Source organism: Mesorhizobium sp. WSM4313 (genome assembly GCF_002294725.1).
Classification (GTDB): Bacteria; Pseudomonadota; Alphaproteobacteria; order Rhizobiales; family Rhizobiaceae; genus Mesorhizobium.
The window spans coordinates 1-22,297 of sequence record NZ_NSFT01000006.1; the positions used below are offsets into that span (position 1 = coordinate 1).

A 22,297-nucleotide genomic window follows, 5' to 3' on the forward strand; every position below is an offset into this window, starting at 1 on the left:
CATAGCGCTTGTATTCGCCAAAATACTTCGTGATCGCCGCCGTCAGCGACGTCTTGCCATGATCGACGTGACCGATCGTGCCAATGTTCACATGCGGCTTGGTGCGCTCGAATTTACCTTTTGCCATAGTCTCTTTCCTTGGACGGCCTTGACCTTCAGTTCAGTCGAATGCGGGGCGATTAGCGACAACGGCTGAAAAACACAAGTACCTTGTGGCTGAGCGGATTCTTGCTCGACCCGAACCAATGGTCGATTTCGGTGGGATATGGCGCGGATATAGGGCCGCCGCGTGTAAAAATCAAAGGCTCCGGGCTGGCCCATTGCCGCCACGACGCCGCTCTGATCTTGTTCGCCGGATGCAGTTCATTCCATCCAATATCCGCGGCCCGCTGTTCATGATCGTCTCGACGGGGTCCTACCTCGTCAACGACACGATGATGAAGCTCGCCACCGTCGGATTGCCGCCCTATGAAGTTCTCCTGTTGCGGGGTGCTGCCGCCACGCTGTGGGGCGTGCCGCTGCTTCTGATGCTGGGCTATGCAAGGCAGATCCCGCTGCTCTTCGAGCGCAAGGTGCTGCGCCGCAACCTGTTCGAGCTGCTGGCGATCCTGTGTTACGTCGTCGCTTTAGCCAACATGCAGATCGCGGATTCCACCGCGCTCGGGCAAGTCACGCCGCTCATCGTGCTGGTCGGCTCCTCGATGCTGTTCGGCGAAAAGATCGGCGCTACGCGCATGGCGCTGATCGGCCTTGGCTTTGTCGGGGCGCTCATGGTCGCGCAGCCGACCATGCAGGGCATTTCGGTCTATGCGCTGCTGGCGCTCGGCAACGCCGCCTTCGCGGCGGTGCGCGATATAGCCGGCCGCAAGGTGGCCGCCGAGGTGCCGGGCATGATCGTCGCCATCTCCGCGGTCGTGGTGGTGCTGGTCGGCTCAGGCGCGGCGCATCTGGCGACGGAGCAATGGGTGATGCCGGAAGCACGCCATCTGCTGCTGATCGCCGGAGCCGGCCTGTTCCTGATCTTCGGCCATTTCTTCATCTTCATGGCCTACCGGGTCGGGCCGACGAGCGTGGTCGCGCCCTTTTATTACTGCTTCACCGTCTGGGCGGTGATCTCGGGGCTGCTGGTGTTCGGGCAATTCCCGAACGCGCTCGCCGTCTGCGGCATCCTGCTGGTCATGGCCAGCGGTCTCGCCATCGTCTCGCTCGACGAAAGAAAACGCCGGCTGGCCATGGTCGCCTGACGGCGCGCCTCCAGCCTGGGTCGACCCGACCGGGTCGACCTCCAGCAGCCTACTGGCTGTTCCCTGGCCTTCTACAGCGTGCGCTTGCCGGAAATCTGATGATAGGCCCAAAGCACGACGACCGAGCCGATGACGGCCACAATCAGGCTCCAGATGTTGAGACCTGTGACACCCGCCGAGCCGAAGGCGCTGAAGATCAGCCCGCCGACGACGGCGCCGACAATGCCGAGCACGATGTCCATGATCATGCCCTGGCCGGTCTTGTTGACGATCTTGCTGCCGATGAACCCGGCGATAAGGCCGAGAATGATCCAACTGATAATGCCCATAATTCCCTCCTAATTTCCCCGCCTAGTCATCATGGTCATATGATTGGCAAAAGCTCAAGACAGCTTGAAATTCCGCCCGTTTGCGCCATTGTGGGGCCGGGCGGGCTCGGCTGGATAAGGAGAGCCACGATGGGCCTTTTCGACAATGCCGTTCCGGGCGGCAACATCACCAAACCCCTGATGATCGCGCTCGGCGCGCTTTTGGTCGGCAAGATGCTGAGCGGCAGAAGCGAAGAGGCGGCCGCGCCGCAAGCGCCGGCGCCGACGCCTGCGGGAACCGACGCGTCCGCCGATGGCGGCCTGCTCGGCGGTCTCGGCGGCCTGCTCGACAAGCTCAAGGATGCCGGCCACGGCAATGTCGCCGACTCCTGGGTCGGCACCGGCCAGAACCAGCCGATCAACCCGGGTGATCTCGGCTCGGCGCTCGGGCCGGCGGTGATCCGCGAGATCGCGCAGCGCACAGGCATGAACGAGCAGGAGTTGCTGCAACAGCTCTCCACGGCGCTGCCCGGCATCGTCGACAAGCTGACGCCGAACGGCCAGATCCCGCAGCACCATCAGGTCGTTTCCGCTTTCAACAGCTAAGCGGGCTGGATGAAATGGAAACGCTGCGCGTCTCGGCGCGCGGCGTTTCTTGTGCGAACCGGTTGCAGCTATGCTTTGAAACCGTCAACGTCGATTAGTTCGATGACATTGTGAGGATCAGCACGTAGTACGTTGATAACCGCCAACCATATACGATGTGCTGTTTCGTACCATCTATGAGTAGCCTCGAAGTCCAGCGACTCTAGCCTGGAGTGGCCGACGCCGTCAGGTGATACCCCGAAGTGTCGACAGGCGTCATAGATATTAATGAATTTGTCGAATTCGTCCGCACTGACGTCCATCACGCCATGCTGCGCTACAAATCGCCTCCAGATGACTTTTGGGCTGGCAACCCTCCCGGCCAGCGGCGCTGGATCATTCTGACCAAGCAACTGAGACACGCTCAGACCCAAGGTAGCGACAATGAAAACGCATCGTTCGACTAGATTTTCGGTAGCTTCCTTGTCCTGCAAATAATTTGCGGCGAGTTCATCCCAATAGCGTCGAGCTTGCCGCAACGCATACAGCTGGAGGTTGGTGCTAGCGGTTCCGTCCGTGTTTATCGAATAATATGGTCTCATCGCCCGGCGATCCCTGAACCAGCGGTGCCAAGTAGGAAGCAACTTTCGGGACTTCTAGAGGCTTATCTGGAGCGGGTAGCGGGAATCGAACCCGCATATTCAGCTTGGAAGGCTGCTGCTCTACCACTGAGCTATACCCGCGCCTTGCACTGAGGTACCGGATTCCCCCGAAAAGCGCCATGCACTTTCGGGTCCGAGACTTTTCGTTTCAGGGCTTCCGGGCCGGCAGTGGTGGAGAGGGTTGGATTCGAACCAACGTAGGCTAAGCCAACGGATTTACAGTCCGTCCCCTTTAACCACTCGGGCACCTCTCCAGTCTGCCGCCGGAGCCATGCAACGAGGCATTTCCGCCGATCCGGAGCCCGAGTAAGATCTTCTCCGAAATCAGCGAAGCGCCTTATGGCGGCAAGGCCGGTGGGTGTCAACCGGCGCGGCCAGGGTTTTTCGAGGATGTTCGGCATTCATTTGGCCAGCCCATATCCTTAGCCGGACGGGACGGCTATAGAGGCCGCCATGAGCAACGATAAAAGCAACAAGTCCGGCTCGCGCAAGGACACCCACTACGCCAAGCTGAGGCGCGCGCATCGCGACCAGAAGGCGGGCGGGGCGCCGGCATTCCGGCCGCGCCAACCGGTGCCGCCGGGCGAGGCTGCCGCCGACGGGCTGGTGCGGCTTTACGGCCTGCATACGGTGCGGGCCGCGCTCGACAATCCGCGGCGCAAGATCAGGACGATGCTGGTGACGCGCAACGCCGCTGAGCGGCTTTCGATCGGCGATCTTGCCGCCCTGCCCTTCCAAGCCGAGCTTGTCGAGCCGAAGGACATCGACAGGATCACCGGGTCTGATGCGGTGCATCAAGGCGTGCTGATCGAGGCCGAGCCGCTCAAGCCGAAGCGTCTCGACGCGCTCGGCGACACAAAGCTGGTGCTGGTGCTCGACCAGGTGACGGACCCGCACAATGTCGGCGCGATCCTGCGCTCCGCCGTCGCCTTCGGTGCCGGCGCGCTGATCACCACCGCCCGCCACAGCCCGCAGGAATCGGGCGTGCTGGCGAAATCCGCCTCCGGCGCGCTGGAGCATATCGACCAGATCGAGGTGAAGAACCTCGCCGACGCCCTGGGGCAGCTGCACGACGCCGGCTTCCAGACCATCGGACTCGATTCGGAAGGACCGGCCGAGCTCGAGCAGACCTTCGACAGCGATAAAATCGCGCTGGTGCTGGGCGCGGAAGGCAAGGGCCTGCGCCAGAAAACCCGCGAGACGGTGACGGCACTGGCCCGCCTCGACATGCCCGGCGCCATCCACTCGCTGAACGTATCGAATGCGGCGGCAGTGAGCCTTTATGCGGCGAGGAAATTCATAGCGAGTAGGGAGTAGCGAATAGCGAATAGCGAATATTCGGGACACGATCCTTCGGCCCCGCACCCCCCTATTCGCTACTCCCTACTCGCTATTCGCTCCTTCGCCACTTCATGCCCCGCCATCCGCTCCAGCGCCCTGACCAGCGCGGAGTGATCCTCCTTGGCGCCGCCATTGGCGGCGCAGGAATTGAACAGCTGCTGCGTGGTCGAGGTGTTGGGTAGCGATACGCCGAGCGCCTTCGCCCCTTCCAGCGCCAGGTTGAGGTCCTTCTGGTGCAGTTCGATGCGGAAGCCGGGCGCGAAGGTGCGCTTGATCATGCGCTCGCCATGCACTTCGAGGATGCGCGAGGCGGCGAGCCCGCCCATCAACGCCTGCCTGACCTTGGCCGGATCGGCGCCGGCCTTCGAGGCGAAGACCAGCGCTTCGCCGACGGCTTCGATGGTGAGCGCCACAACGATCTGGTTGGCGACCTTAGTGGTCTGGCCGACGCCGTTCGGTCCGACCAGCGTGATGTTTTTGCCCATCTTCTCGAACACCGGCCTGGCGCGCTCGAAGGCCTTTTCCTCGCCGCCGACCATGATGGTGAGCGAGGCCGCCTTGGCGCCGACCTCACCGCCCGACACCGGCGCGTCGAGATAGTCGCAGCCGAGTTCGTTGATCTTTTTGGCGAATTCCTTGGTGGCGATCGGCGAGATCGAGCTCATGTCGATGACGAGCTTGCCCTTGGTCAAGCCGGAGGCGACGCCGTTCTCGCCGAATAGCACGTCCGCCACCTGGGGCGTGTCCGGCACCATGGTGATGATGATGTCGGCGGCCTTCGCCACCGCGTTGTGGCCAGAAACGGTCTTCAGCCCTTTGGCGATCAGGTCAGCAGACGGCTTGGAGCGATGGTCGCTGGCGACGACCGTGTAGCCGGCATCGAGAAGATGGCCCGCCATCGGCGCGCCCATGATGCCGAGGCCGATGAAGCCGATGGTGTCCATGTTGTTCTCCGTCGTAATGTCGAGGTCGCGTTCCTTCGCGCCCCCCTCTGGCCTGCCGGCCATCTCCCCCACAGGTGGGGAGATTGGCAGCTTCGCCGCAGGCTCTTAAGCCGCCGCGCTCCCCTGCCCGGCGAATTCCTTGAACCAGCCGAGCCCGGCCTCGGTGCCTGCTTTCGGCTTGTATTCGGCGCCGATCCAGCCGGAATAGCCGAGGCGGTCGATGTGGTTGCAGAGGAAGGGATAATTGATCTCGCCCGTCCCCGGCTCGTGACGGCCGGGATTGTCCGCAAGCTGGATGTGCGCGATGCGGCCGAGGTTGGCCTCGATTGTACGGGCGAGATCCCCCTCCATGATCTGCATGTGGTAGATGTCGTATTGCAGGAAGATATTCTTCGAGCCGACGCGATCGATCAGCGCCAGAGCCTGGTCGGAATAGTTCAGGAAGAAGCCCGGGATGTCGCGGGTGTTGATCGGCTCGATCAGCAGCCTGATGCCGGCCTGCTCCAGCTTCTCGGCCGCGAAGGCGAGGTTTTCGGCAAAGACGTCTCCCAGCGCCGTGCGGTCGGCGCCCTGCGGCGCGATGCCGGCAAGACAGTTGATCTGCTCGCAGCCCAGCGCACGGGCGTAGGTGATCGCCTTGGCGACGCCCTGGCGGAATTCCGGCACGCGGTCCGGCAGCACGGCAATCCCGCGTTCGCCCTTCGCCCAGTCGCCGGCCGGCAGATTGAACAGAACCTGTGTCAGGCCGTTCTTCTTCAGTCGCGCCGCCACGACATCCGGGGCATGCTCATACGGGCCGATATATTCGACGCCCTTGAAGCCGGCGCGGGCGGCGGCATCGAAACGATCGAGGAACTCGTGCTCGCCAAAGAGCATCGAAAGATTGGCTGAAAAACGCGGCATTCTTTTTCTCCTTCGTCCGCCTGAACTCAATCCAACATCATGATGGCCGTCGGCGCATCCTCGTTGCGCTCGGCAAGCTCCTCGAATTCGGTGACCTTGTCGATTTCCGTGCCCATGGAAATGTTGGTGACGCGCTCGAGGATGAATTCGAGGACGACCGGAACCTGGTGCTCCTTCATCAGCCGCTGCGCCTCCTTGAACGCGCCGGCGAATTCCTCAGGCTTCTTCACGCGGACCGCCTTGCACCCCATCGCCTCCGCCACCGCGACATGATCGACGCCGTAGCCCGCCTCCGGATCGCCTGCACGGTTGACGTTCTCGAAGGCGAGGCTCACCTCATAATCCATCGAGAAGCCGCGCTGCGCCTGGCGTATGAGGCCGAGATAGGCGTTGTTCACGACGACGTGGATGTAAGGCAGCTTGTGCTGGGCACCGACTGCCAGTTCCTCGATCATGAACTGAAAATCATAGTCGCCGGAAAGCGCGACGATGTCGCGATCCGGATCGGCGGCGCGCACGCCGAGCGCCGCCGGCAGCGTCCAGCCGAGCGGGCCGGCCTGGCCGCAGTTGATCCAGTTGCGCGGCTTGTAGACATGCAGGAACTGCGCGCCGGCGATCTGCGACAGGCCGATCGTGGTGACATAGGTGGTGTCGCGGGCAAACGCCTTGTTCATCTCCTCATAGACGCGCTGCGGCTTCAGCGGCACCTGCTCGAAATGCGTCTTGCGCTTCATGGTCTTCTTGCGCTGCTGGCACTCCTTCGCCCAGCCCGACCAGTCGCGCAGCTTGCCGGCCGTGCGCCATTCGGTGGCGACGTCGAGCAGGATCTTCAGCGCGGCGCCCGCATCCGAGACGAGGCCTAGATCCGGCGCGAAGACACGGCCGATCTGCGTCGGCTCGATGTCGACATGAATGAATTTTTTCCCCTTGGTGTAGACGTCGACCGAGCCGGTGTGGCGGTTGGCCCAGCGGTTGCCGATGCCGAAGACGAAGTCCGCCTCAAGCATCGTCGCATTGCCGTAGCGGTGCGACGTCTGCAGGCCGCACATGCCGGCCATCAGCCGGTGGTCGTCGGGGATCGCGCCCCAGCCCATCAGCGTCGGGATGACCGGCACGCCGGTGACTTCCGCGAACTCGATCAAAAGATCGGAAGCGTCGGCGTTGATGATGCCGCCGCCGGCGACGATCAGCGGCTTTTCAGTCTCGTTGAGCATCGCCAGGGCCTTCTCGGCCTGGGCACGCGTTATCGCCGGCTTGAAGGCAGCGAGCGGCTCATAGGCGTCGATGTCGAATTCGATCTCGGCAAGCTGCACGTCGACCGGCAGGTCGACCAGAACCGGCCCGGGCCGCGAGGAGCGCATCAGATGGAAGGCCTTCTGTAGCGTCATCGGCACCAGATAGGGCTCCATGACGGTGACGGCCCATTTGGCGACCGGTGCGGCGATCGAAGCGATGTCGACGGCCTGGAAATCCTCCTTGTTGAGGCGCGCGCGGGGAGCTTGACCAGTTATGCATAAGATCGGAATCGAATCCGCCGATGCCGAATAGAGGCCGGTGATCATGTCGGTGCCGGCCGGACCTGAGGTGCCGATGCAAAGGCCGATATTGCCGGCCTTGGCCCGCGTATAGCCTTCAGCCATGTGCGAGGCGCCTTCGACATGGCGCGCCAGCACATGGCGGATGGTGCCGCGCGCCTTCAGCGCCGAATAGAGCGGGTTGATCGCCGCGCCCGGCACGCCGAAGGCATTGGTGATGCCTTCCTTTTCGAGAACGAGAACCGCAGCGTCGACAGCGCGCATCCTGGCCATGGCAAGCCTCCATTTCGTTGGTTGGCTTGACAATGCCAGTGTGCGTTCGATTTTTCAATTTTTTCAGAATATTTTTTCATTTCTAGAAAACCGCTGTTATGGGCTGATTTCGCTTCACTTTTCCTTTTCCAAAAAATCGCTCATGGCCACTACTGAAAAACTTTTTCATTGCATTCGATGTCAAATCGGCGAGAATGGCCGGTATGGAAACGACGGAAAAACGCCAGCGCGGCCGGCCGCGCGCCTTCAACGGCCCATCCGAAGCGGCCTCGGTGCAGTCGCTCGACCGGGCGCTGCGGATCCTGGCCATCGTCGCCGAGGCCAGCGGCTTGTCGCTGAGCGAGATCGCGGCGCAAAGCGGCATTGCCGCCTCGACCGCCTACCGCATGCTGACGACGCTGGAAAACCACGGCATGGTCGAGTTCGATACGACCGATCAGCTCTGGTCGGTCGGCGTCGAGACCTACCGCATGGGCGCAGCCTTCCTGCGCCGGCGCAAGCTGGTCGACCGCGCCCGCATCGTCATGCAGGAATTGATGGAAAAGACCGGCGAGACCGCCAATCTCGGCGTCGCCGAGGACGATTGCGTCGTCTTCGTCAGCCAGGTCGAGACGCACCAGGCGATCCGCGCCTTTTTCCGGCCGGGCACGCGCAGCCCGTTTCATGCTTCCGGCATCGGCAAGGCGGTGCTGGCGCATCTCGAGCCCGAACGGGTCGCGGCAATCCTGCGCAAGGCGGGCCTGCAGCGCTACACCGACAAGACGCTTTCCGACATCTCGGCGCTTGCCCATGATCTGGCCGTTATCAAGCATCGCGGCTGGTCGGTTGACGACGAGGAGCGCCACCCCGGCATGCGCTGCGTGGCCGCCGCCATCTTCAACGAGTTCGGCGAGGCGCTCGGCGGCGTTTCGGTGTCCGGACCGACGGTGCGGGTCACGCCTGAGCGGCTGGCCGAGATCGGTCCGCTGGTGCGCGACGCCGCGGTCGAGGTGACGAAGATGATCGGCGGCGTGAAAGCCTACTAGAGCGTTTCACCGTTTCATGGAAACGGCGAACCGCTCTAGCTCTTTGTTTTGACGCAATTCCGGACGGAAAACCGCACACACTTTTCCTGGAATTGCTCTAAGACGCGCCTGGCAATGCGCTCTTTGCCGATATGTCGAAGAAATCGAGCAGGATGGCCAGCGCGACGCCACAGGCCGCGAAAATGAGGCCGGCGAGGAATATCCGACTGGCGCGGTCATGAATGCTTCGCTGCAAGGATTTGATGTCGAGCAGAATGGCCAGCGCCCGGATCTGCAGCGCAATGCCGACCAGGATCGGCAGGACGGCAATCAGATGGTAGGTCTGCCATGGGATGGGGTTGGCCGCCCAATGGGTGATGAAGCCTAGCGAGAACGCCAGCAGGATGCCGACGATGGTGATGGTGCCGTTGCGGAAAACCGGTTCGACCCGTTCTTCCTTGGGATCCAGATTGTCCAAGCGAGCCTCCCCGCGATTGGCGTCAAGGCCAGATTAAACGCTTGCAAAATCGCTGTACATCGTTGGTTGCTCAGCAAGGCAGGCCGGCCATACCAGGACGGACGCCGGACTTGACCGGTCTTGCCGCGGCGTCGGAATGCATGCCAAAGGGCACGGATGCGGAAAACAATCTACCTTCTGTCCGCCGCTTCACTTTGCGGATGCGTGGCGGCGACAGCGCCGCCGCCCTCCCCCAGCGGCAATCAACGCGTCGATCCTATTCCGATTTCGCTGGCCCTGGAGGAGATCATCACCGCCGGCGTCCGCCAGCACCTGAAGAACCCCATCGCTGCCAGATTCGGAACGATGCTCGCCGGAGAACGCACGTTGAACGGCCGCCACGAAGTGGTGGCGTGCGGCTATGTCGACGACAAGGGCTCTCCCGGCGGCAGCGAGCCATTCATCGGCAAGATCTATCCCGATGCCGGAAACAGCTTTGAACTGGTTGCGATAAATGACGTTTCGGTCATCGGCGCCTGCAAGGCGGCGGGATTGGCAATGCCGGAGCTGAAGCCCAATTCCTGAATTGCTGGAGGCCGAAACGTCGTCCGCTTCACATCAAGCCAATCAGGCGGATGCTCAGCGCAAGAAAAGGGGCTGCGGGCAGCCCCTCTTTCCAGCCGTTTGTTCAGCTCCCTCCTAGAGCCTGCAATAACGCGGGCCGTCGTAGCTCATATAGGTGTCGGTGCGCTCGTCGTAGCTGGCGTAGCGGGCATAGCAGCGGCGGACGTGGATCGAGTCGTAGCCGTCGTCTTCGACATAGACGCTGCGGGGCTGCTGCTGGGCAAGCAGGCTGCCGAGAACGAAACCGCCGACGCCGGCGGCGATGCCGATGCCGAGCTCGCGGCGGTGATGATGGTCGTGGGCGGCCGAAGGCTGGACGGTGCCGACGAGCGAGCCGGCGGCGACAGTGGTGGCGATGAGGCCGGAAACGATGGTGCGCTTGAACATGACGATCTCCTGTTTCGGTGGAGAGGCGAACCATCCGCCTCTTGATCGTCTGTCGCTGCGGCCCGGAAAAAGGTTCGAAGTATTTTTGCGATTTTTTTCGCCGGGATTGAGCGAACAGGGAGCAGCGAATAGCGAGTAGGAAAAGCGGGGATATGCTGAATGCAAATCCCCTATTCGCTATTCCCTATTCGCTACTCGCTCACTTCATCCCATCCCCGTCACGTGCCTCAGCCAAAAGGCCAGCACGATGAAGCCGACGAAGGTGGCGACGCCGGTCCAGTCGATGTTGGCCTTCTTCAGATCGCTGACGACCTTCACCAGCAGAAGCCAGGTCACGACGATGAGCGGCAGGATGATGACGAATCTGATCATGCGGCACCCGTTCGATGCGATTGCACCCGAGACAGATGTAGGAAGCGGCGCAGCGTTTTTCAGCAAGCCGGCCAAGCCACCCGGTCCATTAAGAAACCAAAACGGAGTTTTGTCTTTACTGGCGCACAAAATGTGCTACCGGAGCGCCGTGCCCTTGTAGCTCAGCTGGTAGAGCAGCGGTTTTGTAAACCGAAGGTCGCGGGTTCGATCCCTGCCGGGGGCACCATCCTGTAGCGGAGACGCCCGCAATGCCCTTCGAACAAACGCTGTTCGCGAGCGCACGCGGCTGAGCACGCCGGTTATAATCGCTAGTGGCGTGACGCAGACGCGGGGAAGCATGTCGCGAACCCTGATCATCGTTGGTCTCTGTTTGGTTGCCGTAGGTCTGCTATGGCCCTGGGTGGGCCGGATCGGCCTTGGCCGGCTACCGGGCGATATCGTCATCGAGCGCGAGAACTTCAGGCTCTACGTTCCCATCACCACGGGAATACTGATCAGCGTCGTGGTCTCGGCGATCCTGTGGCTGATCAACCGTTAGGGGCACTTCGGCGGCAGCGATTTCGCTTCACACCCCGATCGCCGCCACCAGCACCCTGTTCTGCCTTCGTATCGTCGCGCGCAGCTCCGGCATCTTCGCCTCGTCGCGCTTCACGAACTCGATGAACATCATGTTCATGTTGTTGAAGATCAGCTCGCCCACCGCCGGGCCGTCTATGTCTGGGCGCACTAGGCTGAGCTCCTGGAGGCGGACTATCAGCGCACTGATCTGCTTGGTCAGTTCCCGGTCGAGCGCCGTATAGGCCTGGCCGAAGGGGCTGTCGGGCAATTGCGTCGAGATCGCCATCGCCTGGCGCCACATCTCCTTGCTGAGATAATTTAGCGAGTGCTCGATATAGATGCCGATCAGCGTGTCCAGCGCGTCGCCGACATTGGCGGGCGGGCTGGCGACAACCCCTCGCCCGGCATTCAGCACCTCGTTGACCTCCATGGAGACGATGGCGCCGAGGATGTCGCCCTTGTTTCGGTAGTAGTTGTAGATCGTGCCGATCGAGACCTCGGCCTGCGCTGCGATCGCCTCGATCTTGGCGCCTTCATAGCCGGCCTCGCGGAACAGCTCCGTCGCCGCATCGATAATGCGCCTGTGCCGGTCCGCCTTCTGCCGTTCGCGCAATCCGCTCATATCGGCCTCTCTGCCATAAAATCATAATTGACTCAATTTTAGAATTGGTTCAACTTTTCTTCCAACAAGCCAGCAAGGCAGGGAGAACACTCGATGACCATCACCGCCCGGACTCCGCATTTCACCCTGAAGTCTCATCTCGTAGCGGCCTGCGCGACAGCCGCGTTGCTGCTCGCAGCCAGTGCCGCCCAGGCCGCCGATCTCAACGCTCTGATCTGGTGCGATCATTCCGATCCGGCGCTGCTGCAGCCCTTCGAGGAAGCCAACAACGTCAAGGTCAACGTCAAGGAATTCGAGGGCACCGGCGCGGGGCTCGCCATCGTCGACCAGTCGCAACCCGGCGACTGGGACGTGATGGTGATCGATTCCATCGACGTGCCGCGCGGCGTCGAGAAAGGCCTGTTCGAGCCGCTGCCCGAGGACAAGCTGCCCTTCGCCGACCTCTTCCCGGAAGTGAAGATGGATAAGTCGACCGTCGTTAACGGCAAGCGCTACGGCATCACCGAAAAGTTCGGCTACAACACGATCGGCTTCAACAAGACCAAGGTGGATCCGGCCGACATGCAGTCGCTGGCCTCGCTCACCAGCGACAAATACAAGGGCAAGATCGCGATCTACGACTATTACCTGCCGGTGATCGGCATGGCTGCTCTGGCCATCGGCAAGAAGACGGCCGACCTCACCGAGGCCGATCTGCCTGCCCTCAAAGCCGAGCTGCTCAAGATGAAGGCCAACGCCAAGCTGGTCGGCGAGGTCACGGCCAGCCAGACCGCTCTCGCCACCGGCGAGGTCGACATATTGGTCGGCGGCGGCGAATGGGTGACGGCGGGGCTCGCCAAGGAGAATCCAGCGCTCGATTTCTCGATCCCGAAGGAAGGTGCTGTGCTCTGGTCGCAGTCGCTCGCCATGTTCAAGGATTCCAAGAACAAGGACATGGCGCTGAAATTCATCCAATATATCCTGAGCCCCGAGGGCCAGGCGCGGCTTGCCACCTCTTCCTGCTACTGGGGCATGCCTTCGAACAAGAAGGCGGCGCTGACTGATGATCAGAAGAAGATCCTGCGCTTCGACGAGCAACCCGGCTTCCTCGCCCGCGCCCAGGCCTATCCGGCGCCGAACGCCGATCTCGATAAGAAGATGCAGGATATGTGGACCGAGATGCTGCAGGCGCAGTAAACCGGCCGATGACATCAGTGGGAAACAAGTCGCGCGCCCTGCCCTGGGCGCTGGTCACGCCGGCGCTGGCATGGACATGTGCTTTCTTCGTGCTGCCCTTCATCGCCATGGGGTTTTCCAGCCTGACGGCGCATGACGGCGGCGGCTTCACTCTGGCCAACTACAGCCAGTTCTTCACCGATCCGTCCTACTGGCGGGCGATGGTGAACTCGCTGGAGGTAACGGCGATCGTCACCGTCATCTCGATCCTGCTTGCCTATCCCTTTGCCTGGATCCTTGCCGAGATGGTGCCGGAACGCTGGCAACGGCTGGCGCTGATGCTGGCGGTGCTGCCGTTCTGGACCTCCTATGTCGTGCGCTCCTATTCCTGGCTGCTGGTGCTGGCGCAGAATGGCGTCATCAACCGGGCGCTTACCGGCATCGGCCTGATCGGCGAGCCGCTCCAGCTTGCCAACACGCGTTTCGCGACCGTCACCGGCTTCGTGCATTTCTTCGTCATGTTGTTGACGCTGACGATCTTCGCCAATCTGAAACAGCTCAGCCCGAGCTACCGCAAGGCTGCGGCCGACCTCGGCGCGGGGCCGGTGCGCACCTTCCTGCATGTCGTGCTGCCGCTGACCTTGCCCGGCATCATGGTCGGCGCCTTCCTCACCTTCGTGCTCTGCATCGGCGACTACATCACGCCGCAGATCCTCGGCGGCAACAATGAGCTGGTCATGCCGCAGCTCGTCATGATGCAGATCGGCCGCCGCGGCGACTTCCCGTTGGCTTCGGCGCTGTCGATCATCCTGATGGCTGTGGTGACCATCGCCTATCTTGCCTGCGCCCGCTGGCTGAAGATCGAGCGGGCCTGACCATGCGCGCCGCCATCCGCCTCGCCGCCTGGGTCTACGCCATCGCGATATACGGCTTCATCTTCCTGCCGGTGATCGTGCTGGTGCTGTTCTCGCTGCAGGCCACGTCTTTCCCGATCCCGCCCTTCACCGGCCCGTCGCTGCGCTGGTATCAGGCGGTGCTGTCGGATGCGCGGCTCACCTCGGCGCTCCTCAACTCGCTGCTTGTGGCGGTGCTCTCCTCGCTTGCCTCCGTCACGCTCGGCTTTCTTTCCGCCTGGGGTTTCGCCCGCTTCGTGCTGCCAGGTTCGGCCATCCTGCGCGGCCTGATCACACTGCCGCTGACCGTCAGCTATCTCATCATCGGCATGGGCCTGCTGGTGCTGTTCAACTGGGCCGGTGTGCCGAAATCGCTGCTCGCGGCCGGCATCGGCCATGTCGTGATCAATCTGCCGCTCTGCTTCGCCATCATCTACAGCCAGATGGGCGATCACCAGATCAACATCGAGCGCGCCGCGCGCGACCTCGGCGCCGCCGAATGGAAGGTGCTGCTCATGATCACCGTGCCGGTCATGGCGCCGGCGATCTTCGCCGGCTTCTTCCTGTCGATGACCTTCTCCTGGGATGAGTTCGTCATCTCCTTTCTGCTCACCCGCTTCGAGACGACGCTGCCCGTGGAGATCTGGAACCTGCTGCGCTCAGGCCTCAATCCCAAGACCAATGCCGTCGGCTCGCTGGTCTTTGCCGTCTCCATCGTCCTGGTGGTGCTTTTCGAGCTGACGCTGTTGCGGAGAAAGCCGGCATGAGCGCGCCCTTGGTCGATATCCGCAATGTCTCGCATCGCTTCGGCCAGCTACCGGTGCTGAAGAATGTCTCGCTGGCGATCGAGCCCGGCAGCTACACGATCCTGCTCGGACCGTCCGGTTCCGGCAAGACGACGCTGCTTTCGATCCTTGGCGGCTTCGTCACGCCCAGCGAGGGCAAGGTGTTCATCCGTGGTGTGGATTGCACCGCGGTGCCGCCGGCGAAGCGCCCGACGACCACCGTCTTCCAGGACTACGCGCTGTTTCCGCATATGAGCGTCGGCGGTAATGTCGGCTTCGGGCTGCGCATGCAGGGCGTCGACGGCGCGACCCGGGCGGCCAAGGCGCGCGAGGCGCTCGCTCTCGTCGGGCTGGCGGCCGCCTTCGACAAGAAGCCGCATCAGCTCTCCGGCGGCCAGCGCCAGCGCGTGGCGCTCGCCCGCGCGCTGGTCATCGAGCCGGCGGTGCTTTTGCTCGACGAGCCGCTCGGTGCGCTCGATCTCAAATTGCGCCGGCAGATGCAGGACGAGTTGAAGGCGATCCAGAAGCGCGTGGGCACCGCCTTTATCCATGTCACGCACGACCAGGAGGAAGCGATGGCGCTTGCCGATCATTGCGTGGTGATGAATGACGGCCGCATTGAGGACGAAGGATCGCCCGAGCGGGTCTACGCGCGGCCGGCGACGCGCTTTTCCGCCACTTTCATGGGCGAGAGCACGATTCTTGCCGGCAGCGTGACCGAGGCGAGGAACGGGATCGTCACGGCCTCGACGGCGGTGGGGCCGATTTCACTGCCAGGTGCATCGCATGCCGGCGCCAAGGTCACGCTTGCCATCCGACCCGAGCACCTGGTCCTGGGCGAAGCGAAAGGCGATGTCGCGCTAGGCATGGCCAAGATCGGCGATGTCGTCTTCCAAGGCAGTTTCAAGCGCGTGCTGGCCATCTCGACGCAGGATACCGCGCTGCAATTCATCGCTAAGGCGCCCGCTTCCGCTACCGTTCAGGCAGGCGACACGATCCAGGTTTCATGCAACGTTCAAGACATCATCCTGCTGGCGGACTGATCCATGGGTATGCTTCCGGTCATCGAGGCTCCGGACTGGTACGAAATCATCCGCATGGGCGACGATATCACGCTCATCCATGAGCCGTGGATAAAACCGTTCTTCCGCTGCAACATCTGGCATGTGCGCGGGCGCGACCGCGACCTGTTGTTCGACACCGGCCTCGGCCATTTCAGCCTGAAACGCCATGTGCCGCTGGTGAGCGAGCGCAAGCTTACCTGCGTGGCCAGCCACACGCATTTCGACCATATCGGCTGCCATCACGAATTCCCGGACCGCTGCGTGCACTCCGCCGAAGCGGCAATCCTCGCCGATCCGCGCAATGAATGGACGGTGGCGGACCGCTACGCCAATGAGCAGATGTTCGACGGTGCGCCTGAAGGATGGGATACGGCGCGCTACCGCATCCTGCCCGCGCCGGCGGGCCGGCTGCTCGATCATGGCGATATGGTCGACCTCGGCGACCGAGCCTTCGAGGTCATCCACACGCCTGGACACTCGCCCGGCGGGATCGCGCTTTATGAGAAAAAGACCGGCATCCTGCTGTCCGGCGACATAGTTTATGACGGGCCGCTGATCGACGACGTCTATCACTCAAATATCGAGGATTATGTCGCAACGCTGGTTGCCGTGCGCGAGCTCGACGTCTCGGTCGTGCATGGCGGCCATTTCCCAAGCTTCGGCAAGGTGCGCTACCGGCAACTCATCGATGAGTATGTCGCGGGCAAACGCAAGGCCGGGTGCCACTTGCAGAGCGGCTGAGCGATCAGGGAAGCGAAGCCTACAGCGCCCTTTGCGGGCAAAGCGTTCCCGTGGCGTCGCCGCAGCGGGAAGCTGTCGGTTGCGGCCGCTGGCTCATCTCTTCGGAATGACGCACCAGCTCGGCGAACATCAGCGCGAAACTTCCCATCATCAGGAAGACTATGATCAGACGCGTTACCGGCAATAGACAGGTCTCTCGACTGGCTAGCCCCCGCCAACCCATCCACTGTCGGCTAACATGATCGATCCGGCTTTACGAGTGTTTAAGCTTCGCCTTAACCATAGCAGCCATCACATTCATGTCGCGGCTGTCACGAAGCGCGATTGTCGGGTGTGCCCCCCGGCCGGCGCAGCGCCCTTCACAGACGTGGGCGCCGCATGCTACGCCGTCGCCGGCGCGGCCCCCCAGACGGTCGCCCTCCGGGAGCCATGAGCAAAGCCGCCAGCCGTTTCGCCTTCGTTTCTTCCGACACCGACGACGCCCGCGCGGCGTTGGAAAGCCTGTCCGCGCGCTATGGACAGGTGCCTGTCGCGGATGCCGAGATCATCATCGCGCTCGGCGGCGACGGCTTTCTTCTGCAGACGCTGCGCGAGACGATGAGCACGGGCAAGAAGGTCTACGGCATGAACCGTGGCACCATCGGCTTCCTGATGAACGAATATCGCGCCGGCGGCCTCGAGGACCGCATCGCCAACGCCGTCTCCGAGACGATCCGGCCGCTGGAAATGGTCGCTGTGACGCATGACGGCGAAACGATTTCGGCGCCGGCCATCAACGAGGTGGCGCTGTGGCGCCAATCCTACCAGACGGCGAAGATCCGCATCACCGTCGACGGCCAGGTGCGGCTGGAGGAGCTGAACTGCGACGGCGTGATGATCGCGACGCCCGCCGGTTCCACTGCCTACAATCTGTCGGCGCATGGGCCGATCCTGCCGCTCGATGCGCCGCTTCTGGCGCTGACGCCGGTCAGTCCTTTCCGGCCGCGCCGCTGGCGCGGGGCGCTGCTGTCCAACAAGGCGACCGTGCGCTTCGACATCCTGGAAGCCGAAAAGCGCCCGGTGAATGCCGCGGCTGATCATACCGAGGTCAAGGCGGTGGCCTCCGTCACCGTGCGGGAATCGCCGACGGCGACGGCAACTTTGCTGTTCGATCCGAACCATTCCTGGAACGAGCGTATCCTTGCCGAGCAGTTCCGCTACTGAGCCGGCGCAAGGATATTGTTTCGATCAATGCGTGTCGCCCAAAAGCGCGCAGCGGTTTTGGGCATACGGCGTGATCAAGCAAAGATATAAAGCGCGGAGCCTCAACCGTTTCAGCTCGACGCGCTTTAAGCATCGCGATTAAGGTTACGTCTTCACAATCGCTGTATTTCGGTCCGTTTCTGTTGACAAATCGAGGGCTTGCGCCTAACTGCAACACCGATCTTGCAGGCGCGCGGCGCCTGCCGCGGCTACTGTGTCGCGATTTTCCCAACCAACAAAGACAACAAACACTTGTCCTCAGACACCACGATCGCTCAAGAAGCGTTGACATTCTCAGACCTCGGCTTGTCGCCGAAGGTTCTCTCCGCGGTCACCGATGCCGGCTACACCACGCCGACGCCGATCCAGGCCGGCGCCATCCCGCATGCGCTGCTCGGCAAGGACGTGCTGGGTATCGCCCAGACCGGCACCGGCAAGACCGCTTCGTTCGTGCTGCCGATGCTGACGCGCCTGGAAAAGGGCCGGGCGCGCGCCCGGATGCCGCGCACGCTGATCCTCGAACCGACCCGTGAGCTCGCCGCGCAGGTCGAGGAAAACTTCATCAAATACGGCAAGAACCACAAGCTCAATATCGCGCTGCTGATCGGAGGCGTCTCCTTCGACGAACAGGACAAGAAGCTCGAGCGCGGCGCCGACGTGCTGATCGCGACGCCCGGCCGCCTGCTCGACCACCGCGAGCGCGGCAAGCTTCTGCTCAACGGCGTCGAGATCCTCGTCATCGACGAGGCCGACCGCATGCTCGACATGGGCTTCATTCCCGATATCGAGCGCATCTGCGAGATGATCCCGTTCACGCGCCAGACGCTGTTCTTCTCGGCGACGATGCCGCCGGAGATCACCAAGCTCACCGAGAAGTTCCTGCACGCGCCGGTGCGCGTCGAGGTTTCGAAGGCCGCCTCCACGGCGACCAGCATCACGCAGCGGCTGGTCAAGTCCGGCTCGAAACCCTGGGAAAAGCGCGAGACGCTGCGCGATCTGATCAAGGCCGAAGACGCCGATCTGAAGAACGCCATCATCTTCTGCAACCGCAAGGTCGAGGTGTCGGAGCTGTTCCGCTCGCTGTTGAAGCATGATTTCGATGCCGGCGCGCTGCATGGCGACATGGACCAGCGCGCCCGCATGCAGATGCTCGCCAATTTCCGCGACGGCAAGCTGCGCTACCTCGTTGCCTCGGACGTCGCAGCGCGCGGTCTCGACATTCCCGATGTCAGCCATGTCTTCAATTATGACGTGCCCATCCACGCCGAGGATTACGTCCACCGCATCGGCCGCACCGGCCGCGCCGGACGCGCAGGCAAGTCCTTCACCATCGCCACCCGCTCCGACACCAAATATGTCGACGCCATCGAGAGGCTGATCGGCACCAAGATCGAGTGGCATGACGGCGACCTGTCGACCGTGACCGAGAGCGAGGGCGAGGAGCAGCCGCGCCGCGGCCGCGGCGCCCCGCGTCGCGCCGGCCGCAAGGACGAGGACCGCAAGGACCGGGGCGAGCGCAAGAAGGACCGTCACGCCAAGCGCGACGAGACGCCCGATGCCGCGCGTGAGGAACAGCCTGTCGCCGAAGTGGCCGACATCGCCGAACGCCGCGCCCGCAAGGACGCGATCCGTTCCGAGAACGAGCGCAAGGGCCCTGGCAGCCGTCACGAGCAGCGCGGCGACGCCCGTCCGCAGCGCGACCGCCCCGGCCGCCATCGTCAGGAAGAAGACGACGCAACCGTCGGCTTCGGCGACGACGTGCCGGCCTTCATGCGGATCGTCGCGAAGGTCTGAAGCCGATATCAGCGTAGCCTGAATTGAAAACGGCCCCACACGGGGCCGTTTCGTTTTTGGCTTCGCCTGGACCAATTCAGCCAAAGGCGATGCCTACATCGGACCCGGCATCATCTTGGTCGGCTTCTCAAGCATCGGGAACTCGGCCTTGCTGCATTTCACGTTCGGGTTCGTCGGGCTGAACATGCCGTTCGGATTGTCCCTGAACAGCCATGCATGCAGGTCGTAGTGGACGAACTCCCTCGGAATGAGCGGGTAGTGGCCTTCCATCGGCCCCATGAATTTCTGCCCGAACAGCGTCGGCACCTCCTTGGTGTCCGGCGTCAGCGGCACCAGCCATTCCACCCCGACCAGCTTCAAGCCTTTCTTGGTCGGCTCGTAGATCAGGACGTTGGGTTTCATTGGGTCGAGCGGCTTGCCGACGCTCGGAACGTTGACGAAATGGATGCCCATCGCGCCCTTCTGATAGTACATAGCGCCGTCTATCTTCTCGCCGCCATAGTGGATGCAGCCGACGGTCGACAAATAGAGGTCGCGAACAGCGGCGGTGTAATCTTCATACTTGGCCAGCGATTTCTTCAAGGCTTCGATGTCGGCCTTGTTGGCGTCCTCGGCCTGGGCCGAAGCGAGCCCGAACGATGTGCCGATAAGACATGTCAAAACGAGGACGCCGCAGCGCCCCAAGCGAGCTGTTCTTGTCATGCATTCCTCCCAGATTCTCTTGATCTGGCCGTGCAAGACCGGGGCGGTAGATGTTGATTGCGCGGCCGATTGACCGCCCCGTCCCCTCTGGAACAGCAGAATGTTAGTCCTTTCCCTGGTTCTGGAAAAGCATTAATTAGAACAAACTAATGTCCTAAGGCCTTCGAACCCATCTTTGGGCCATTTCAAACAAAAACGGCCCCCTTCGGAGCCGTTTGTCTTGATGGAATTGCGCCTCTGCGCGCCGTTTTCTCAGGTGAGCGGCGACAGCTGGATTTCGACGCGGCGGTTCTGCTCGCGGCCGGCGGCGGTCGCATTGGATGCGATCGGGCGGGTCTTGCCGAAGCCGGTGACGGCGAAGCGGCGCTGATCGACGCCCTGGCCGGACAGGTAGTTGGCGACGGCAAGCGCGCGACGCTGCGACAGGTCGAAATTGTGCTCGTCGCTGCCGGTCGAATCGGTGTGGCCGAACACGTCCACAGTGGTCTGGCGGAATTTCTTCAGCACCAGCGCGACCGAATTCAGCACCGGATAGAAGCCCGGCTTCACCGCGTCCTGGTCGACATTGAAGGTGATGTCGGACGGCATGTTGAGGATGATCTGGTCGCCACTGCGGGTGACGCTGACGCCGGTGCCCTGCAATTGACGGCGAAGCTCGGCCTCGTTCTGGTCCATCGTCGCGCCGATCGCGCCGCCGGCGAGCGCGCCGATGCCGGCGCCGATCAACGCGTTGCGGCGGTCGTTGCCTCCGGCCAGCAGGCCAAGGCTGGCACCTGCCAGGGCGCCGAGGCCGGCACCGGCCGCCGTGTTGGAGATCTTCTGGTCGCCGGTATACGGATCGGTGGTGGTGCAGGCGCTCACCAATAGAGCCGTCGCCACGGCGACGAGCACAGTCTTCTTCATGAGATTGGTCCCTCTCCAATTCGCGGCCTTTGCGACCGCGCCAAATCAGCCCTTCCGCAGCCTTGTAGCATGAAATGCGGCGAAAAACGGAACGGGAATGCCGCCGGTAAAGTCCGGCGGTGGCTCCCGTGTCGGCTCTACCACAAATTCTTGCCGTCGATGACCACCACCTCGACCTTGTCCAGATCGAAATCATCGAACAGGCGCGAATTGACGCTGATCTTCGGGTTGTCGAAATCCGGCTCTCCGGTCGACCAATCAGGCGTCTCGGTGAAGGTGCCGCAGCCGCAAATGGCGCAGAAACCATGCTTCACCGTCTTTGAGCCCCAGCGATAGAAGGAGACATTCTCCGGCGGGCTCGTCAGCTTGAATTGCGACGGCACATAGTAGGCCCATAACGAGCCCCGCTTCGAGCAGAACGAGCATGTGCATTGCGTCACCGTCCGCGGCGCCTCGGCAACCTCGAAGGTTGTCGCCTTGCAGTGACAGCTTCCCCTGATGGTCATGGACTCAACCTCTCCGTTGTCCGCCGCGCCCTTAGTTTCACGCAATTCCGGACGGAAAACCGCTACGCACTTTTCCTGGAATTGCGCACTCTGGATTCACGCAATTCCGGACGGAAAACCGCTACGCACTTTTCCTGGAATTGCTCGGTGCAAGGCAACATAAAGAAACCGTCCTGACAACCGTCTGTCAGCAAGGTCGGCAGCCTTCTCCTGCCGTGGATCGAGCCCCAGCGCCTCGCCTTCCGCGGCAGGTTCAGAGCCCTAGTAAGAGGGAGGCGGCACGAACAGGCAGATGGTCTTGCCGGCGTCGAGCCCGGCCTGGTGCGCACACCAGTGGTACTCGCCGTCGGGCGAATTCTTGACCCGCTTGTCGGCATAAGCCACCACCTCGCCCGTACCTTTTATGACGTAGCCCTCGGGCCGCTCGCTGATCGATGACTGCGGCACCTCCTTGCAATCGTAGTTGGCACAACAGGCAAAGGGATATTTCCAGCCTTGCGGCATGGCCGCCGTGGGCTGGGCATCGTGCGCAGCAGCCGGCGGCGCCAGCGCCGCGATCGCTCCAACGGCGAACAGGGAGAACAAAAGTCGGCCAGCCGGTCGAACGGCTTGGGCCGATCTTGATATGGCAGCAGACATCGAAGCGTTCCTTTCGAGCATCAAGCGTTTTCGCTTGCCCGTTCCCGGAACGTG

General features: G+C 62.4%; 28 protein-coding genes and 3 tRNA genes. 14 read left to right on the plus strand and 17 right to left on the minus strand.

Annotation, left to right across the window (positions count from 1 at the left end; all coding sequences use genetic code 11):
* A partial coding sequence (locus tag CK219_RS15155) for a GTP-binding protein (protein ID WP_244571411.1) occupies nt 1–127 on the minus strand: 127 nt, incomplete at its 3' end.
* A gap of 229 nt (nt 128–356) precedes the next feature.
* Here CK219_RS15155 and CK219_RS15160 point away from each other — a divergent pair.
* On the plus strand, nt 357–1,244 hold the full coding sequence (locus tag CK219_RS15160; RefSeq protein ID WP_095767576.1) for a DMT family transporter: 888 nt from the start codon (nt 357–359) through the stop codon (nt 1,242–1,244).
* A 71-nt stretch (nt 1,245–1,315) separates the two neighbouring features.
* On the opposite strand, the gene CK219_RS15165 is transcribed toward CK219_RS15160, so the two are convergent.
* Entirely contained in the window at nt 1,316–1,573 is a 258-nt protein-coding gene (locus CK219_RS15165; RefSeq protein WP_095767577.1) for a GlsB/YeaQ/YmgE family stress response membrane protein, read from the minus strand.
* Nucleotides 1,574–1,702: 129 nt separating this feature from the next.
* Here CK219_RS15165 and CK219_RS15170 point away from each other — a divergent pair, with 129 nt between their 5' ends.
* The gene (locus CK219_RS15170) at nt 1,703–2,158 is read left to right on the plus strand and encodes a YidB family protein (RefSeq protein WP_095767578.1); all 456 of its coding nucleotides are present in this window, start codon (nt 1,703–1,705) and stop codon (nt 2,156–2,158) included.
* 68 nt (nt 2,159–2,226) lie between these two features.
* Here the strand turns inward: CK219_RS15170 and CK219_RS15175 are convergent, their stop codons facing one another.
* The 3 genes from CK219_RS15175 to CK219_RS15185 all read right to left on the minus strand — a co-directional run bounded on the left by CK219_RS15175 (nt 2,227) and on the right by CK219_RS15185 (nt 3,053).
* Nucleotides 2,227–2,739: a hypothetical protein gene (locus CK219_RS15175; protein ID WP_095767579.1), complete on the minus strand. Its 513-nt coding sequence runs from the start codon at nt 2,737–2,739 to the stop codon at nt 2,227–2,229.
* 67 nt (nt 2,740–2,806) lie between these two features.
* Nucleotides 2,807–2,880, minus strand: a tRNA-Gly gene (locus CK219_RS15180).
* 88 nt (nt 2,881–2,968) lie between these two features.
* Nucleotides 2,969–3,053: transfer RNA gene (locus CK219_RS15185), tRNA-Tyr, on the minus strand.
* Nucleotides 3,054–3,252: 199 nt separating this feature from the next.
* On the opposite strand from CK219_RS15185, the gene CK219_RS15190 reads away from it, so the two are divergent.
* A complete protein-coding gene (locus CK219_RS15190) occupies nt 3,253–4,116 on the plus strand; it encodes an RNA methyltransferase (RefSeq protein WP_095767580.1) in 864 nt (287 codons plus the stop codon).
* Nucleotides 4,117–4,175: 59 nt separating this feature from the next.
* Here the strand turns inward: CK219_RS15190 and CK219_RS15195 are convergent, their stop codons facing one another.
* The 3 genes from CK219_RS15195 to gcl are packed head-to-tail and all read right to left on the minus strand — an operon-like array spanning nt 4,176 to nt 7,795.
* Nucleotides 4,176–5,147 (minus strand): 2-hydroxy-3-oxopropionate reductase, encoded by a 972-nt coding sequence (locus CK219_RS15195; protein ID WP_280950901.1) that lies wholly within the window; start codon nt 5,145–5,147, stop codon nt 4,176–4,178.
* Nucleotides 5,148–5,189: 42 nt separating this feature from the next.
* Nucleotides 5,190–5,987, minus strand: coding sequence for a hydroxypyruvate isomerase (gene hyi / locus CK219_RS15200; protein WP_095767581.1), 798 nt, complete (start codon nt 5,985–5,987; stop codon nt 5,190–5,192).
* Between the two features lie 26 nt (nt 5,988–6,013).
* Complete coding sequence (gcl, locus tag CK219_RS15205; protein WP_095767582.1) at nt 6,014–7,795, minus strand: glyoxylate carboligase; 1,782 nt, start codon at nt 7,793–7,795, stop codon at nt 6,014–6,016.
* Between the two features lie 203 nt (nt 7,796–7,998).
* Between gcl and bhcR the strand changes: the two genes are divergently transcribed.
* A complete protein-coding gene (bhcR, locus tag CK219_RS15210; protein ID WP_095767583.1) occupies nt 7,999–8,820 on the plus strand; it encodes an HTH-type transcriptional regulator BhcR in 822 nt (273 codons plus the stop codon).
* A gap of 97 nt (nt 8,821–8,917) precedes the next feature.
* Here the strand turns inward: bhcR and CK219_RS15215 are convergent, their stop codons facing one another.
* The gene (locus CK219_RS15215) at nt 8,918–9,277 is read right to left on the minus strand and encodes a hypothetical protein (RefSeq protein WP_095767584.1); all 360 of its coding nucleotides are present in this window, start codon (nt 9,275–9,277) and stop codon (nt 8,918–8,920) included.
* A 204-nt stretch (nt 9,278–9,481) separates the two neighbouring features.
* On the opposite strand from CK219_RS15215, the gene CK219_RS15220 reads away from it, so the two are divergent.
* A complete protein-coding gene (locus CK219_RS15220; RefSeq protein ID WP_245340488.1) occupies nt 9,482–9,841 on the plus strand; it encodes a hypothetical protein in 360 nt (119 codons plus the stop codon).
* A 114-nt stretch (nt 9,842–9,955) separates the two neighbouring features.
* Here CK219_RS15220 and CK219_RS15225 read toward each other — a convergent pair whose 3' ends face one another.
* Together CK219_RS15225 and CK219_RS15230 are read right to left on the minus strand one after the other, a co-directional pair.
* Nucleotides 9,956–10,267, minus strand: coding sequence for a BA14K family protein (locus CK219_RS15225; protein WP_095767586.1), 312 nt, complete (start codon nt 10,265–10,267; stop codon nt 9,956–9,958).
* A gap of 204 nt (nt 10,268–10,471) precedes the next feature.
* Nucleotides 10,472–10,639 (minus strand): hypothetical protein, encoded by a 168-nt coding sequence (locus CK219_RS15230; protein ID WP_095767587.1) that lies wholly within the window; start codon nt 10,637–10,639, stop codon nt 10,472–10,474.
* A gap of 150 nt (nt 10,640–10,789) precedes the next feature.
* On the opposite strand from CK219_RS15230, the gene CK219_RS15235 reads away from it, so the two are divergent.
* Nucleotides 10,790–10,865: transfer RNA gene (locus CK219_RS15235), tRNA-Thr, on the plus strand.
* A gap of 111 nt (nt 10,866–10,976) precedes the next feature.
* Complete coding sequence (locus CK219_RS15240; RefSeq protein WP_095767588.1) at nt 10,977–11,177, plus strand: DUF2905 domain-containing protein; 201 nt, start codon at nt 10,977–10,979, stop codon at nt 11,175–11,177.
* Nucleotides 11,178–11,204: 27 nt separating this feature from the next.
* Here CK219_RS15240 and CK219_RS15245 read toward each other — a convergent pair whose 3' ends face one another.
* Nucleotides 11,205–11,819, minus strand: a complete 615-nt coding sequence (locus CK219_RS15245; protein WP_095767589.1) for a TetR/AcrR family transcriptional regulator — start codon at nt 11,817–11,819, stop codon at nt 11,205–11,207.
* Between the two features lie 93 nt (nt 11,820–11,912).
* Between CK219_RS15245 and CK219_RS15250 the strand changes: the two genes are divergently transcribed.
* From CK219_RS15250 to CK219_RS15270, 5 genes are read left to right on the plus strand one after another with little or no spacing between them, the layout of a single operon-like run.
* Nucleotides 11,913–12,995 (plus strand): spermidine/putrescine ABC transporter substrate-binding protein, encoded by a 1,083-nt coding sequence (locus tag CK219_RS15250; protein ID WP_095767590.1) that lies wholly within the window; start codon nt 11,913–11,915, stop codon nt 12,993–12,995.
* An 8-nt stretch (nt 12,996–13,003) separates the two neighbouring features.
* Nucleotides 13,004–13,849, plus strand: a complete 846-nt coding sequence (locus CK219_RS15255) for an ABC transporter permease (RefSeq protein WP_095767591.1) — start codon at nt 13,004–13,006, stop codon at nt 13,847–13,849.
* Nucleotides 13,850–13,851: 2 nt separating this feature from the next.
* A complete protein-coding gene (locus tag CK219_RS15260; protein ID WP_095767592.1) occupies nt 13,852–14,634 on the plus strand; it encodes an ABC transporter permease in 783 nt (260 codons plus the stop codon).
* Nucleotides 14,631–15,695, plus strand: a complete 1,065-nt coding sequence (locus CK219_RS15265) for an ABC transporter ATP-binding protein (protein ID WP_095767593.1) — start codon at nt 14,631–14,633, stop codon at nt 15,693–15,695. Before CK219_RS15260 ends, CK219_RS15265 begins: the two co-directional genes overlap by 4 nt.
* A 3-nt stretch (nt 15,696–15,698) precedes the next feature.
* A complete protein-coding gene (locus tag CK219_RS15270; protein WP_095767594.1) occupies nt 15,699–16,457 on the plus strand; it encodes an MBL fold metallo-hydrolase in 759 nt (252 codons plus the stop codon).
* Between the two features lie 19 nt (nt 16,458–16,476).
* Here CK219_RS15270 and CK219_RS15275 read toward each other — a convergent pair whose 3' ends face one another.
* Nucleotides 16,477–16,641, minus strand: a complete 165-nt coding sequence (locus CK219_RS15275) for a hypothetical protein (RefSeq protein ID WP_224532355.1) — start codon at nt 16,639–16,641, stop codon at nt 16,477–16,479.
* 245 nt (nt 16,642–16,886) lie between these two features.
* Here CK219_RS15275 and CK219_RS15280 point away from each other — a divergent pair, with 245 nt between their 5' ends.
* Both CK219_RS15280 and CK219_RS15285 read left to right on the plus strand, forming a co-directional pair.
* Nucleotides 16,887–17,660 carry an NAD kinase gene (locus CK219_RS15280; RefSeq protein WP_095767596.1) on the plus strand — a complete coding sequence of 258 codons (774 nt, stop codon included), beginning with the start codon at nt 16,887–16,889 and terminating at the stop codon, nt 17,658–17,660.
* 291 nt (nt 17,661–17,951) lie between these two features.
* On the plus strand, nt 17,952–19,493 hold the full coding sequence (locus CK219_RS15285; RefSeq protein ID WP_176477022.1) for a DEAD/DEAH box helicase: 1,542 nt from the start codon (nt 17,952–17,954) through the stop codon (nt 19,491–19,493).
* 93 nt (nt 19,494–19,586) lie between these two features.
* On the opposite strand, the gene CK219_RS15290 is transcribed toward CK219_RS15285, so the two are convergent.
* From CK219_RS15290 to CK219_RS15305, 4 genes are all read right to left on the minus strand, one after another.
* Nucleotides 19,587–20,195 carry a hypothetical protein gene (locus tag CK219_RS15290; RefSeq protein ID WP_095767885.1) on the minus strand — a complete coding sequence of 203 codons (609 nt, stop codon included), beginning with the start codon at nt 20,193–20,195 and terminating at the stop codon, nt 19,587–19,589.
* A 252-nt stretch (nt 20,196–20,447) separates the two neighbouring features.
* Nucleotides 20,448–21,098, minus strand: coding sequence for an OmpA family protein (locus CK219_RS15295; RefSeq protein WP_095767597.1), 651 nt, complete (start codon nt 21,096–21,098; stop codon nt 20,448–20,450).
* Between the two features lie 137 nt (nt 21,099–21,235).
* The gene (locus CK219_RS15300; protein ID WP_095767598.1) at nt 21,236–21,604 is read right to left on the minus strand and encodes a GFA family protein; all 369 of its coding nucleotides are present in this window, start codon (nt 21,602–21,604) and stop codon (nt 21,236–21,238) included.
* 261 nt (nt 21,605–21,865) lie between these two features.
* A complete protein-coding gene (locus CK219_RS15305) occupies nt 21,866–22,243 on the minus strand; it encodes a hypothetical protein (RefSeq protein ID WP_095767886.1) in 378 nt (125 codons plus the stop codon).
* Nucleotides 22,244–22,297: the final 54 nt, after the last annotated feature.